Here is a 13,027-nt window from a genome sequence, read left to right as displayed (position 1 = left end):
CGCCCCCCGGCCGGGCGGCCCCGCGGCCCCCCGCCGGGGCCCCCACCCGCCGGGGGCCCCCCGACCCCACGGCCCCGGCCCCCCACGGCGTTCACGGCTGCGCCCGGGGCGCGGCCGCCCGAGGACGTCAGGCCCGCAGCCAGTCCGCCGAGCGGCGCCGGCGGCCGAGGCCCACCGCGTCGAACTCGTCGAAGCTCCCGCCCTCGACGGCGGCCCCCAGTCGGCGCAGCGCCTGCGAGATGGGGCTGCCCTCGGCGGGCAGCGGTTCGCCCTCCTCCTTCCGGAGCGGGCCGAGCTCGATCCGGCCGTGCACCCAGACGGCGGCCCGCTGGGTCCCGCTGCCGCCGAAGTAGTCGGCCTCGGCATAGGCGATGGGCCCGGCCTGGGACCACGCCTCCAAGCGGCGGCCGAACCCTGCGGGGAAGCGCGTGAAGCCCGGCTCGACACGGTCGCCCGGGACGTCCAGGACGGCGTGCAGCCGCTCGGTCATCGGGATCAGCGCCAGCCCCTGCGCCAGTCGCGCCACCTGTGCGACCGGCACTTCGGCCGCCACCACGTCCAGCAGTTCGGCGGTGGCGAGCAGAGCGTTGAGTTCGTATGACATTCCGTCATTCTGCGCTGCTCGACACCACCGGGTCAGCCGAATATTCGAACTGACTATCCATCGGTCAGGATGGAGGGATGACGACTCCGTTCCGGCGGCCGACGGCCGACGAGCTGGCGGCCGCCCACGGCACGACGATTCCGGACGTGGCGGCGCCGGGCCTGCGGGTGCTGTTCTGCGGGATCAATCCGGGGCTGTGGTCCGGCGCGACGGGCCGGCACTTCGCCCGGCCGGGCAACCGCTTCTGGCCCGCGCTGCACCGCTCCGGGTTCACGCCGCGGCAGCTGCGGCCGGACGAGCAGCAGGAGCTGCTCGCGTACCGGCTCGGCATCACCAATGTGGTGGCCCGCACCACCGCGCGGGCCGACGAACTGACCGCGGCGGAGTACCGGGAGGGCGGCGCGGCCCTGGTCGGGCGGGTCACCGCGCTGCGGCCGCGGGTACTGGCGGTGCTCGGGATCGGCGCCTACCGGACGGCGTTCGGGCGCCCGAAGGCCACCGTCGGCCCGCAGTCCGAGGGCATCGGTGCGACCGGGGTGTGGGTGCTGCCCAACCCGAGCGGACTCAACGCGCACTACACCCCGGAGGCGATCGCCGCCGAGTTCCGCCGGCTGCGCGAGGCCGTCGAAGCGGCCGAGGCGGCGGAGGAGGCCGCGGGCGGGGGCGACGACGGCGCTCCGGGCTGAACGGGTGCCAGGCCGTCCGGCAGCGGCGCCGACCGGAGTTCGCGGATCAGCGCGCGGACGGCGGCCGTCCGCGCCAGCGCGGGCGTGGTCACGTATCCGACCAGTCGGCTCGGGGCGTCCGGGCCGAGGTCGGTGACGGCGAGCCCGGGCGGGGCGCCGAGCAGGCTGAGCCGGGGCACCACGGCCATGCCCATGCCCTGGGCGACCAGGGAGAGCATCACCGTGTCGTCCTCCACCCGGATCGTGGCGGGCGGCAGCCAGTCCTGCCGGCTCCACCAGCTCCTGGTGTAGGAGCCGCAGTTCTCGTCCCAGTCGACCAGCGGGAGCTCCCGGGGGCGGGCCCGGCCCGCCGGGTGGGCGAGGGCGTACGTCTCCTCGAAGAGCGGCACGACCAGCAGCCCGGGCGGGACGGCGGCGGCGGGGTCGACGGTGGCGAGCCCGAGGTCGGCACGGCCGTCCGCGACCTCGCCCGCGGTGCCGCGGCCCACCTCCCGGACGATCCGCACCTGCGGGGCGAGCCCCGGGTGCCGGGCGGTGAGCCGGGCCAGCACGGCGGGCAGCCAGTGGGCGGCGGCGCTCCGGAAGGCGGCCACCACCGGACGGCCGGCGAGTTCGCCGCCCGACGCCTCCCGGACCTCGGCCGGCATGGCCGCGAGCAGCCGGAGCACCTGCCGGGCGTGGGCGGCGGCCCGCTCGCCGGCCGGGGTGGGGCGCGCACCGTGCCGTCCTCGCTCGAAGAGCACCGCCCCGAGCTTGCCCTCCACGGTGCGGACGGCGTGCGAGACGGCGGACTGGGTGAGCCCGAGCGCCTCCCCGGCGGCGGTGAAGCTGCGTTCCCGGTCGACGGCGACGAGGATGCGCAGTTCGTGCGGGGCGAGGTCGGTGTCGCGGCGCGGTGCTCCGTCGGTCATCGGGCCACCCTACCGCCCTTCCATGAGCAGGATTCATGGAAGGGCGTCCTTCCATCGACGGCGGCCCCTGCCCGGCCCCGGCCCGGCTGCCTACGGTGATCCCGTCCCCGCCGAGAGCACCCGTCAGGAGCACCGCCGTGTCCCGCACCCCCACCGCCTACAGCGCCGTCCACCAGGTCGCCCGGCCGACCGGCATGCCGACCGCCGAGGACTTCGCCTTCGTCACCGGCACCCTGCCCGCCACCGGCGAGGGCGAGGCGCTGGTGGAGAACCTGCTGCTCTCCGTCGACCCGTACATGCGGGAGGAGATGGACGGCGGCTGGGAGCTGAACGCACCGCTGGAGGGCCGGTCGGTCGGCCGGGTGGTGGAGTCCCGCACGCCCGCGCTGGCCGTCGGCGACCTGGTGTTCCACCGCCACGGATGGCGCACGCACGCCCTGGTCACCGCGGACGAGGCCCGGGTGCTGCCCGACCTGGCGGGCGTCCCGCTCAGTGCCCACCTGGGGCTGCTCGGCGGCACCGGGCTGAGCGCGTACGTCGGCCTCACCCGGGTCGCCCGGCTGCAGCCCGGCGAGGACCTCTTCGTGTCCGCGGCCGCGGGCGGCGTGGGCAGTGCGGCCGGCCGGATCGCCCGGCTGCTCGGCGCCGGACGGCTGGTCGGCAGCGCGGGCTCCCCCGCCAAGGTCGCCCACCTCACCGAGCACCTCGGCTACGACGCGGCCTTCGACCACCACGACGGGCCGATCGGCGACCTGCTGCGCAAGGCCGCCCCGGACGGGATCGACGTGTACTTCGACAACGTCGGTGGCACCCACCTGGAGGGGGCCATCGAGGTGCTCCGCGACCACGGCCGGATCGCCTGGTGCGGCGCGGTGGCCCAGTACAACAGCACCGAACCGCCGGCCGCACCGCGCAACCTCTACGACGTCGTCGGCAAGGGCCTGCGGCTGGAGGGCTTCCTGGTGCGCAACCACCTCGCGGTGCGCGACGAGCTGTACGACTTCCTCGTCCCGCACCTGCGCTCGGGTCGGGTCCGCTCGGACGAGACCGTGGCCGAGGGCTTCGACCGGGTGGTCGCGGCCTTCCTCGGCATGCTGCAGGGTGCGAACACCGGCAAGACGCTGGTCCGGGTCTGAACCCGTCTCAGCCGCCCGCGACCGGCGCCGGCTCGCCGCCGGTGAGGCGCAGCAGCTCCTGGTAGGTCAGCGGGAAGACGGTGTGCGGGTGCCCGGCCGCCGCCCACAGCACCGGGTGCGCGGCGAGGGCGGTGTCGACCACCGTGCGCAGCGGTGCCGGGTGGCCGGCCGGGGCGACGCCGCCGATCGCCTGGCCGGTGGCGGTGCGCACCTGCTGTGCCGAGGCGCGGCCGATCGGGCCGGTGCCGAGGTGCTCCGCGAGGAAGGCGGTGTCCACCCGGTGCGACCCGCTGGTCATCACCAGCAGCGGTTCTCCGTCGCAGAAGAAGACCAGGCTGTTGGCAATCGCGCCGACCTCGCAGCCGAGTGCGGACGCGGCCTCGGCGGCCGTCCGCGCGGAGTCCGGCAGCACCCGGACGGCTCCGCCGATGCCCGCGGCTGCGAGGGCCGCGACGACCGGACGGCTGCGCTCGGGCAGGCCGGCCGGGTCCGCGGCCGGGGCGGACGGGTCGGTGGACGGGGTCGCGGTCATGGGGCTCCTCGGGCAGGGACGGCGGCCGATCCGGACGGGCCGCCAGCCTGACCCGCGGACGCAAGGGTTGTCCAACCGATTCGCGCGCCGTCGGACGTGCCCTTCCGCAGCCCGTACAGTCCCTACGCCCTACTGGGGCTCGCCGTGCTCGTGCGGCCGGTGCCGTTCGCGGCGGGCGCGGGCGAGGATGCGGAGGGGCGCCAGCAGGCCGTAGCCGATGTCGCGGCGCAGGGCGGCGGCGCCGGCCCTTTCCACGGCGGTGAGCTGGTGGGCCATCAGCTCGGTCATGGTGCGGCCGACGGCGCGCAGGCCGGGGTCGGCGTGGTCGACCACGTCCGCGGCGGCGTCGAGGGCGGTTCTGGCGCGGTGGCACTGGTCGGCGAGCAGGGCGCGGACGCCGGCGGTGTCCCTGGCCTGCGTCAGGTCGTCGGGGGTGACACCGTGTTCGGCGAGGCGTTCCCGGGGGATGCAGAGCCGTCCGGCGGCGAGGTCGCCGGCGAGGTCGGCGAGGAAGTCCACCCGCTGGGCGGCGTCGACGAACCGGCGCCAGGCCCGGGTCTGTTCCTCGTCGGGGCCGCCGCGGTACTGGAGGCCGGTGAAGACCATGATGCCGGGCAGTGCGTAGGCGTCGAGGTAGTCCTGGTAGTCCTGCTCCGTCCCGAAGCCGGTGAATCCGGCCTCGGCGGTGGCGGCGCCGGCGAGGAAGGCGTGCACCCAGTGCCCGGGGAGGGCGCGGGTCCGGACCGCGTGGGCGTAGGCGCGGAGCACCGGGTCCCCGCTGCGACCGGTGTCCAGCGCCTCGGCCGTGCGCTCGGCCAGCTCCTTGAGCCCGTCGGCGCGCTGCTGCGGCGTGCCGTTCTCGGCGATGTCGTCGACGAGGTTCATGAAGGCGAGGCCGCTGGCCAGGTACGGCACGAGGGGCGGTGCGGCGAGCAGCCGCAGTGCGAGGTACGGGGCCTGTTCGCGGCGCAGGACGCGGCGGGCGGCGGCGGTGTAGTCGGCCCGGAGCGGCTCCCCGGTGACGGCGGCGGCGGTCAGGGTGGTGCGCCAGGTGGGCACGGCTGCGGGGTCTCCTCCGGGCGGGTGTTCAGGACCCGGCCACCGTACCGAGCGGGCGGCCCGCCCCGTACCGGCAGGTGCCCCGGACCGGGATCACCAGCCGGCGAAGCGCTCGTCGGTGTTGACGACCTCGCGGCCGAGGGGGGCGAGCGAGATCGGGATCATCTTGAGGTTCGCCCAGCCGAAGGGGATGCCGATGATCGACAGGAACAGCGGGATGCTGGTCAGGAAGTGCGCGATCGCGAGCCACCAGCCGGCGAACACCAGCCAGATCACGTTGCCGATGCAGGAGGCGGGCCCGGCGTCGGGCTTGTCCACCGTGGTGCGGCCGAACGGCCAGAGGATGTAGCCGGCGATCCGGAACGAGGCGATGCCGAACGGGATCGTGATGATCAGGATGAAGCAGATGATCCCGGCCACCGCGTAGCCGATCGCCATCCAGATGCCGCAGAAGAGCAGCCACAGGACGTTGAGGATGAGTTCGATCACCTTCATGCCGTCCAGCGTCCCACGCGGTGCTCGGACCGGCCATCGAAACGGCGGACGGCCGCGACCGGCACCCGGGGGCACACGGGCAACCGGCTTTACCTTTTCATTACCATAGGGACGCCGCCCCTTCCGCGCCCCCGGTACCGCCTGCCCGGGGCGCGCCGACGAGAGGACAGACGACGTGCCCGTGCCGCGAGTCCGGACGACCAGCCTGCCCGGTGTGGGCATCCAGTACGACCTGACGACCCGAGAACAGCGCCACCTCTCCGTGATCGCCCACCGCGACGGCTCCCGCAGTCTGAACGTGTACCGCGCCGACGACCCCGACGCCTGCGCCCACGCCCTGCACCTGACCGCGGACGAGTCGACGGCCCTGGTGGACGCGCTGATGCCCGCTCACCACAGCCCGGGCCTGCTGCACACCACCGACCTCGGCCTGGTCGCCGAGCGCATCCCGATCGGCGGCACCTCGTACTGGAACGGCCGGGTGCTCGGCGACACCCGGATGCGCACCGCCACCGGCGTCTCCATCGTCGCCGTGCTGCGCCGCACCGGCGCGGTGCCCTCGCCCGGCCCGGACTTCCGACTGGCCGGCGGGGACACCCTGATCGTCATCGGCACCCGCGAGGGCGTGGACGCCGCCGCCGCGATCCTGGGACGGGAGTGATCGGGTGCACACCGCCACCGTCTTCATCGAGCTCGGCGCCGTCGTCCTGGTCCTGGGCCTGCTCGGCCGGATAGCCGGCCGGTACGGCTTCTCCCCCATCCCGCTCTACCTGCTCGGCGGCCTGGCCTTCGGCCACGGCGGCCTGCTGCCGCTCAGCTCCAGCGAGGAGTTCGTGGCCACCGGCGCCGAGATCGGCGTCGTCCTGCTGCTGCTCATGCTCGGCCTGGAGTACACCGCCGCGGACCTGGTGACCAACCTCAAGCAGCAGTACCCGGCCGGCGCGGTGGACTTCGTGCTCAACGCCCTGCCGGGCGCCGCCGCCGGCCTGCTGCTGGGCCGGGGCCCGGTGGCCGCCGTGGTGCTGGCCGGCGTCACCTGGATCTCCTCCTCCGGGGTGATCGCCAAGGTGCTCGGCGACCTCGGCCGGCTCGGCAACCGGGAGACCCCGGTCATCCTCAGCATCCTGGTGCTGGAGGACCTGTCGATGGCCGTCTACCTGCCGATCCTCACCGCGCTGCTGGCCGGAGCCGGCCTGGTCGCGGGCAGCATCACGCTGGCGATCGCGCTGGCCACCGCGGGCGCCGTGCTGTTCGTCGCGCTCCGCTACGGGCGGCTGATCTCGAAGTTCGTCTCGCACGACGACCCGGAGAAGCTGCTGCTGGTCGTCTTCGGGCTGACCCTGCTGGTCGCGGGCCTCGCGCAGCAGCTGCAGGTGTCGGCGGCGGTCGGCGCCTTCCTGGTCGGCATCGCCCTCTCCGGGGAGGCCGCCGAGGGCGCCCACACGCTGCTCAGCCCGCTGCGGGACCTCTTCGCGGCGGTGTTCTTCGTCTTCTTCGGTCTGAGCACCGATCCGACGTCCATCCCGCCGGTGCTGCTGCCCGCGCTCGCGCTGGCGGTCGTCACCGCCCTGACCAAGATCGCCACCGGGTACTGGGCGGCCCGGCGGGCCGGGATCGGCGTCCGCGGCCGGTGGCGGGCGGGCGGCGCCCTGGTCGCCCGCGGCGAGTTCTCCATCGTCATCGCCGGGCTGGCGGTGACCGCCGGCATCGAGCCGGACCTCGGCCCGCTGGCCACCGCCTACGTGCTGATCCTGGTCGTGGTCGGCCCGCTGGCCGCGCGCTGGACGCAGCCCGCGGCGGAACGCCTGGGCGCGCTGCGCTCCAGGCGCCGGGTGCCCGTCCGGCAGCGGCGCGGCGCCGAAGGGGCGACCCCGGCCGGGGCCGCCGAGCGGACCGCGGAGGACGGCGAACAGGCAGCCGCCGCCGCACAGTCCTGAGCCGGGCTCAGACCAGCTCAGGGCCGTCGGACTTCCGCTCGATCTCCGGCGGGCCCGCGGCGTGCGGCACACCGCCGGACGGCAGCTCGGGGCCCGGCCCCGCCCCGTCGAGAGGCGGCTCCCCGGGCTCGTCCAGGGGCTCGGCCCGCAGGGCCCGCAGGCGCTCCCTCAGCCGGTCGGAGGTGGCGCGCAGCCGCTGGGCCCGCTCGGCGCGGGTACCGGCCGGGTCGACCTCCACCACCGGTACGCCGTGGGCCTCGGCGGTGGCCACCAGGCTCTTCGCGGCGAGCGGGAGCGAGGCGAGCGCAGCGGCGGCGAACAGGCCGCCGCCGAGCTTCCGCGGCCTGCCCAGCAGACCGCGGTGGACGAGCTCGCAGGGCAGCAGCCGCTCCTCCCGCCCGGCCTCCTCGGCCGCCTCCACGGCGGCCAGGGCGAGGGTCAGCAGCCCCTCGGCCGCCTTGGTGACGACCCACTTGCGGCCGGGCAGCGGCGGCAGGAACTCCCGGATGCGGTCGACCTCCTTGTCGACGACCACGTCGGGCAGCAGGTCGAGCGTGGAGTGCAGCCGGAGTTCCTGCACCTTCGCCCAGTCGACGTCCTCGCCGTCGAAGCCGACCTTCTCCGGCCCGAAGGAGACCTGGCCGAAGCCGTCCAGCTGGTGCAGCAGCCACACCGCGGGCCCGGGGACGCGCGGGTGGCGGCCGATCAGGGCGGCGATCGACACCTCCCAGTCCTCGACGGCCGGCGCCTCGGGCGGCGGGAGGGCGGCGAGCGCCCGGCGCACCCATTCGCCCTCGCCGACCACGTTGCGTGCCTTGACCCGGCCCGTACGGGCGGCCGAACCGATCGCCTCCCCGGCCCGGCGGCCGATCCCCTGCGCGGTGTCGCGCACCCCCATGTCCCGCTCCCCCTCCGCCCGGTGATGTCGGGTGACATCCGGTCCAGTCTGCCCGAGCGGCCGCGTCAGCCGTCCCGTCCGGTGGACGCCGCCCGGTTGCTGTCCGCCGCACGGCCGAGCAGGACGGAACGCTCGCGCTCGTTGCGGGTCAGGCCGGCGGCGCGGGTGAACTCGGCGGCCGCCTCGGTGTGCCGGCCGAGCCGGGCGAGCAGGTCGCCGCGGACGGAGGGCAGCAGGTGGTAGCCCTGCAGGGCGGGCTCGGCCGCGAGGGTGTCGACCAGGTCGAGGCCGGTCTCCGGGCCGAAGGCCATGCCCAGGGCGACCGCCCGGTTGAGTTCGACCACCGGGGAGGGGCTGCGCGCGGCCAGCGCGGTGTACAGCGCCGCGATCCGGACCCAGTCGGTCTGCCCGGCGGTGCCGGCACGGGCGTGGCAGGCGGCGATGGCGGCCTGCAGCGCGTACGGGCCGGACGGGGTGCCGCGCTCGGCGGTGAGCGCCTCGGCGCGGCCGAGGGCGGCGAGGCCGCGGTGGATCAGCAGGCGGTCCCAGCGGCTGCGGTCCTGGTCGAGCAGCAGTACGGGTTCACCGTCCGGGCCGGTGCGGGCGCGGGTGCGGGAGGCCTGGATCTCCAGCAGGGCGATCAGGCCGTGCACCTCCGGCTCGTCCGGCATCAGCCCGGCGAGGACCCGGCCGAGCCGCATGGCCTCCTCGCAGAGCGCGGGGCGCATCCAGTCGTCCCCGGCGGTGGCGGCGTACCCCTCGTTGAAGACCAGGTAGACGACCTCCAGCACCGAGGCCAGCCGCGGCGCGAGCTCCTCGCCCTGCGGCACCTCGAACGGCACGTCGGCCCGGGCGAGGGTGCGCTTGGCCCGGACGATCCGCTGGGCGACGGTGGCCTCGGGCACCAGGAAGGCCCGGGCGATCTCGTCGGTGGACAGGCCGCCGAGCAGCCGCAGGGTGAGCGCCACCCTGGCCTCGGTGGAGAGCACCGGATGGCAGGCGGTGAAGACCAGCCGGAGCAGGTCGTCCTCGATCTCCTCGGCGAGGACGACCTGCTCCGGGTGCGGGCCCTGCGGCGGATCGGTCTCCAGCTGGTGGCCGACCAGGCGGAGCTTCTCGGCGAGGCTCGCCTCGCGGCGGATGCGGTCGACGGCGCGCCGCCGGGCGGTGACGGTGAGCCAGGCGCCCGGGTTGTCTGGCACCCCGGTCCCGGGCCACTGCTCCAGGGCGGCGACCAGGGCGTCCTGGGCGAGTTCCTCGGCGAGGCCGATGTCACGGACCAGCCGGGCCAGCCCGGCGATGATCCGGGCAGATTCGATCCGCCAGACCGCCTCGATCTCGCGGTGGGTGTCGCGTGCCGTCACAACACCCCATCACAGCAGTCCGGGGCCGCCCGCGGCCAGCGCGGCGCGGCCCCGGACGGACCGGGACGGGGTCAGCCGGTGATCGGCTTCTGGTGCTCGTCGCGCCAGGCCTGCTCCTTGGCGGCGTTCTCCGGGCTGAGGAGCTCGGGCGGGAAGTCGGAGGCCTCGAAGACCTTGCGGAGCTCCAGCACGGCGCCGTCCTCGAACGGGGCGCGGCCCGCCCACTCCAGGGCCTCCTCGCGGGAGCTGACGTCGAGCACCCAGTAGCCGGCGATGAGCTCCTTGCTCTCGGCGAACGGCCCGTCGGTGACGGTGGCCTTCCCGTCCTTGAAGGTGAGCCGGGCGCCGTTGGAGCTGGGGTGCAGGCCGTCGGCGGCGAGCATGATGCCGGCCTTGATCAGCTCCTCGTTGTACCGGCTCATCGCGTCCAGGGCTTCCTTGGTCGGCATCACGCCGGCCTCGGAGTCCTCGTTGGCCTTGACGATCAGCATGAAGCGCATGGTGCTGTCTCCCTCGGTGTCGGGCTCCGCACGGTGCGGACCGGGCGCCGGTCGTTTCCGGCTTCCGTCTGTGCGTCGATCGGCCTGCGCCCGGATCGACACGGCGGCCGGAGATTTTTCAGTGGCGTTCGCGGCGGGGTTCGACGGCGTTCTGCAGGCGGTCCCACTCGGCGATGTCGGGGTGGTGCAGGTCGAAGGCGGGGCTCTCCGAGCGGATCCGCGGCAGGGTGAGGAAGTTGTGCCGCGGCGGCGGGCAGGAGGTCGCCCACTCCAGCGAGCGGCCGTAGCCCCACGGGTCGTCCTCGGCGACCTTCTGCCCGTACTTCGCGGTCTTCCACACGTTGTAGAGGAACGGCAGGACGGACAGGCCGAGCAGGAAGGAGCCGACGGTGGAGACGCTGTTCAGCGTGGTGAAGCCGTCGGAGGCCAGGTAGTCGGCGTAGCGGCGGGGCATGCCCTCGGCACCGAGCCAGTGCTGGACGAGGAAGGTGGTGTGGAAGCCGACGAACAGCGTCCAGAAGCAGATCTTGCCGAGCTGCTCGTCGAGCATCTTCCCGGTCATCTTGGGCCACCAGAAGTGGAAGCCGGCGAACATCGCGAAGACGACGGTGCCGAAGACCACGTAGTGGAAGTGGGCGACGACGAAGTACGAGTCCGAGACGTGGAAGTCGACCGGCGGCGAGGCCAGCAGGACACCCGTCAGACCGCCGAAGAGGAAGGTGACCAGGAATCCGATGCTCCACAGCATCGGGGTCTCGAAGCTCAGCGAGCCGCGCCACATGGTGCCGATCCAGTTGAAGAACTTGACCCCGGTGGGCACCGCGATGAGCAGCGTCATGAACGAGAAGAAGGGCAGCAGCACCTGCCCGGAGACGAACATGTGGTGCGCCCAGACCGTGACCGAGAGCCCGGTGATGGCGATGGTGGCGGCGATCAGACCCGTGTAGCCGAAGATCGGTTTGCGGCTGAAGACCGGGAAGATCTCGGTGACGATGCCGAAGAACGGCAGGGCGATGATGTACACCTCGGGGTGGCCGAAGAACCAGAACAGGTGCTGCCAGAGGATCGGGCCGCCGTTGGCCGGGTCGAAGACGTGCGCGCCGAACTTGCGGTCGGCCTCCAGTGCGAACAGCGTGGCGGCCAGCACCGGGAACGCGAAGAGCACCAGGATGCTGGTGAAGAGGACGTTCCAGACGAAGATCGACATCCGGAAGACCGTCATGCCGGGCGCCCGCAGGCAGGCGATGGTGGTGATGAAGTTGACCGCACCGACGATGGTCCCGAAGCCGGAGAGCGCCAGGCCCATGATCCACATGTCGCCGCCGATGCCGGGCGAGCGGATCACGCCGGAGAGCGGCGTGTAGGCGAACCAGCCGAAGTCGGCGGCGCCGTCCGGGGTGAGGAAGCTGCCGATCACGATGATCGAGCCGAGCAGGTAGAGCCAGTAGGCCAGCGCGTTGAGCCGGGGGAAGGCGACGTCCGGCGAACCGATCTGCAGCGGCATGATCCAGTTGGCGAAGCCGGCGAACAGCGGGGTCGCGAACATCAGCAGCATGATCGTGCCGTGCATGGTGAACAGCTGGTTGTACTGCTCGTTCGAGACGATCTGGGTGCCCGGCTCGGCCAGCTCGGCCCGCATCACCAGGGCCATCACGCCGCCGAACAGGAAGAAGGCGAACGAGGTGGTCATGTAGAGCGTGCCGATCCTCTTGTGATCGGTGGTCGTCAGCCAGCCCACCAGGGCCCGTCCGAAACCGCCGCGGCGGGCGGCGCCGGAGCTTCGGCGGGGTTCGCGCGGCGGGGGCCGGTGCTCGGTGTCGGTCGGGAGAATCGTCACTGCACCACTCCTCCGCGTCTGACCCACCGGCCGTCCAACGGGTAACCGGCCCATCAGTACCAGGCCGCCCCGCAGTCACGCGGAGGCGCGCCGGGACGCGCGGCGGTGTCACCCGCCCTGCCGAACGGGGGACCTCAGGACACGGGAGATGCCTCAGGGGCGCGGGGGCACCTGGATCGACCGTCCCACCGTCACCTCCCGGCCATGCGCTCCAGGCGGGAGATGCGCTCGCGCATCGGGGGGTGGGTGGAGAAGAGCTTGGTGCCGAACTCGCCGGGGCGGAACGGGTTGGCGATCATCATGTGGCTGGCGGTCTCCAGCTGCGGCTCGGGGGGCAGCGGCAGGCGCTGGGTGCCGGCCTCCAGTTTGCGGAGGGCGCTGGCCAGGGCGAGCGGGTCGCCGGTGATGCGGGCGCCGTCGGCATCGGCCTGGTACTCGCGGGAGCGGCTCACCGCGAGCTGGATCAGCGCGGCGGCGATCGGCCCGAGGATGATGATGAACAGCATGCCGACCAGGCCGGGGCCCTCGTCGTCGTCGCTGCGGCCGATCGGGATCAGCCAGGCGAAGTTGACCAGGAACATCACCACGGAGGCCAGCGCGCCGGCGACCGAGGAGATCAGGATGTCCCGGTTGTAGACGTGGCTGAGCTCGTGGCCGAGGACGCCCCGCAGCTCCCGCTCGTCGAGCAGCTGCAGGATGCCGTCGGTGCAGCAGACCGCGGCGTTGCGCGGGTTGCGGCCGGTGGCGAAGGCGTTGGGTGCCGGGGTCGGCGAGATGTACAGCCGGGGCATCGGCTGGCGGGCCGAGGTGGAGAGCTCCCGGACGATCCGGTACAGCTGCGGGGCCTCGATCTCACTCACCGGGCGGGCCCGCATCGCCCGCAGGGCGAGCTTGTCGCTGTTCCAGTACGCGTAGGCGTTGGTGAGGATCGCGATCACCAGGGCGACCAGCAGGCCGGTGCGGCCGAAGAAGCTGCCGACCAGGAGGATCAGCGCCGACAGGCCGCCGAGAAGTACGGCCGTCCTCAACCCGTTGTGCTGGCGGTGCACGGCTGGCCCTCCGTGGTGG

The 13,027-nt window shown here is 73.9% G+C and carries 14 protein-coding genes; 4 read left to right on the top strand and 10 right to left on the bottom strand.

Annotation, left to right across the window (positions count from 1 at the left end; translation table 11 throughout):
* Positions 1 to 127 precede the first annotated feature (127 nt).
* Positions 128 to 604 (bottom strand): hypothetical protein, encoded by a 477-nt coding sequence (locus AB0M03_RS16310; RefSeq protein ID WP_363492165.1) that lies wholly within the window; start codon positions 602 to 604, stop codon positions 128 to 130.
* A 77-nt stretch (positions 605 to 681) separates the two neighbouring features.
* Here AB0M03_RS16310 and mug point away from each other — a divergent pair, with 77 nt between their 5' ends.
* Positions 682 to 1,290, top strand: a complete 609-nt coding sequence (gene mug / locus AB0M03_RS16305) for a G/U mismatch-specific DNA glycosylase (RefSeq protein WP_363492164.1) — start codon at positions 682 to 684, stop codon at positions 1,288 to 1,290.
* Here the strand turns inward: mug and AB0M03_RS16300 are convergent.
* Complete coding sequence (locus AB0M03_RS16300) at positions 1,179 to 2,201, bottom strand: LysR family transcriptional regulator (protein WP_363492163.1); 1,023 nt, start codon at positions 2,199 to 2,201, stop codon at positions 1,179 to 1,181. The genes mug and AB0M03_RS16300 overlap by 112 nt on opposite strands.
* Positions 2,202 to 2,338: 137 nt before the next feature.
* Between AB0M03_RS16300 and AB0M03_RS16295 the strand changes: the two genes are divergently transcribed.
* Positions 2,339 to 3,337 carry an NADP-dependent oxidoreductase gene (locus tag AB0M03_RS16295; protein ID WP_363492162.1) on the top strand — a complete coding sequence of 333 codons (999 nt, stop codon included), beginning with the start codon at positions 2,339 to 2,341 and terminating at the stop codon, positions 3,335 to 3,337.
* A 7-nt stretch (positions 3,338 to 3,344) separates the two neighbouring features.
* Here the strand turns inward: AB0M03_RS16295 and AB0M03_RS16290 are convergent, their stop codons facing one another.
* The 3 genes from AB0M03_RS16290 to AB0M03_RS16280 all read right to left on the bottom strand — a co-directional run bounded on the left by AB0M03_RS16290 (position 3,345) and on the right by AB0M03_RS16280 (position 5,423).
* Positions 3,345 to 3,869, bottom strand: a complete 525-nt coding sequence (locus AB0M03_RS16290; protein ID WP_363492161.1) for a YbaK/EbsC family protein — start codon at positions 3,867 to 3,869, stop codon at positions 3,345 to 3,347.
* A 129-nt stretch (positions 3,870 to 3,998) separates the two neighbouring features.
* The gene (locus AB0M03_RS16285; protein ID WP_363492160.1) at positions 3,999 to 4,928 is read right to left on the bottom strand and encodes a squalene/phytoene synthase family protein; all 930 of its coding nucleotides are present in this window, start codon (positions 4,926 to 4,928) and stop codon (positions 3,999 to 4,001) included.
* Positions 4,929 to 5,021: 93 nt separating this feature from the next.
* The gene (locus AB0M03_RS16280) at positions 5,022 to 5,423 is read right to left on the bottom strand and encodes a YccF domain-containing protein (protein ID WP_363492159.1); all 402 of its coding nucleotides are present in this window, start codon (positions 5,421 to 5,423) and stop codon (positions 5,022 to 5,024) included.
* 175 nt (positions 5,424 to 5,598) lie between these two features.
* Here AB0M03_RS16280 and AB0M03_RS16275 point away from each other — a divergent pair, with 175 nt between their 5' ends.
* On the top strand, positions 5,599 to 6,084 hold the full coding sequence (locus AB0M03_RS16275) for a TrkA C-terminal domain-containing protein (RefSeq protein WP_363492158.1): 486 nt from the start codon (positions 5,599 to 5,601) through the stop codon (positions 6,082 to 6,084).
* 4 nt (positions 6,085 to 6,088) lie between these two features.
* On the top strand, positions 6,089 to 7,360 hold the full coding sequence (locus AB0M03_RS16270; protein ID WP_363492157.1) for a cation:proton antiporter: 1,272 nt from the start codon (positions 6,089 to 6,091) through the stop codon (positions 7,358 to 7,360).
* Positions 7,361 to 7,367: 7 nt separating this feature from the next.
* Here the strand turns inward: AB0M03_RS16270 and AB0M03_RS16265 are convergent, their stop codons facing one another.
* From AB0M03_RS16265 to htpX, 5 genes are all read right to left on the bottom strand, one after another.
* The gene (locus tag AB0M03_RS16265) at positions 7,368 to 8,258 is read right to left on the bottom strand and encodes a hypothetical protein (RefSeq protein WP_363492156.1); all 891 of its coding nucleotides are present in this window, start codon (positions 8,256 to 8,258) and stop codon (positions 7,368 to 7,370) included.
* A 65-nt stretch (positions 8,259 to 8,323) separates the two neighbouring features.
* The gene (locus AB0M03_RS16260) at positions 8,324 to 9,622 is read right to left on the bottom strand and encodes an RNA polymerase sigma factor (RefSeq protein ID WP_363492155.1); all 1,299 of its coding nucleotides are present in this window, start codon (positions 9,620 to 9,622) and stop codon (positions 8,324 to 8,326) included.
* A gap of 71 nt (positions 9,623 to 9,693) precedes the next feature.
* Positions 9,694 to 10,122, bottom strand: a complete 429-nt coding sequence (locus tag AB0M03_RS16255; RefSeq protein WP_363492153.1) for a YciI family protein — start codon at positions 10,120 to 10,122, stop codon at positions 9,694 to 9,696.
* 118 nt (positions 10,123 to 10,240) lie between these two features.
* Entirely contained in the window at positions 10,241 to 11,959 is a 1,719-nt protein-coding gene (ctaD, locus tag AB0M03_RS16250) for a cytochrome c oxidase subunit I (protein WP_363492152.1), read from the bottom strand.
* Between the two features lie 191 nt (positions 11,960 to 12,150).
* A complete protein-coding gene (gene htpX, locus AB0M03_RS16245) occupies positions 12,151 to 13,008 on the bottom strand; it encodes a zinc metalloprotease HtpX (RefSeq protein WP_363492151.1) in 858 nt (285 codons plus the stop codon).
* Positions 13,009 to 13,027 lie beyond the last annotated feature (19 nt).

This window comes from Kitasatospora sp. NPDC051914, assembly GCF_040680995.1.
Classification (GTDB): Bacteria; Actinomycetota; Actinomycetes; order Streptomycetales; family Streptomycetaceae; genus Kitasatospora.
This window is presented reverse-complemented; position numbering and strand designations above follow the sequence as displayed.

Coding starts and splice junctions, on each gene's coding strand:
- AB0M03_RS16310 (WP_363492165.1), bottom strand. CDS start 604: ATGTCATACGAACTCAACGCTCTGCTCGCCACCGCCGAACTGCTGGAC.
- mug (WP_363492164.1), top strand. CDS start 682: ATGACGACTCCGTTCCGGCGGCCGACGGCCGACGAGCTGGCGGCCGCC.
- AB0M03_RS16300 (WP_363492163.1), bottom strand. CDS start 2,201: ATGACCGACGGAGCACCGCGCCGCGACACCGACCTCGCCCCGCACGAA.
- AB0M03_RS16290 (WP_363492161.1), bottom strand. CDS start 3,869: ATGACCGCGACCCCGTCCACCGACCCGTCCGCCCCGGCCGCGGACCCG.
- AB0M03_RS16280 (WP_363492159.1), bottom strand. CDS start 5,423: ATGAAGGTGATCGAACTCATCCTCAACGTCCTGTGGCTGCTCTTCTGC.
- AB0M03_RS16265 (WP_363492156.1), bottom strand. CDS start 8,258: ATGGGGGTGCGCGACACCGCGCAGGGGATCGGCCGCCGGGCCGGGGAG.
- AB0M03_RS16255 (WP_363492153.1), bottom strand. CDS start 10,122: ATGCGCTTCATGCTGATCGTCAAGGCCAACGAGGACTCCGAGGCCGGC.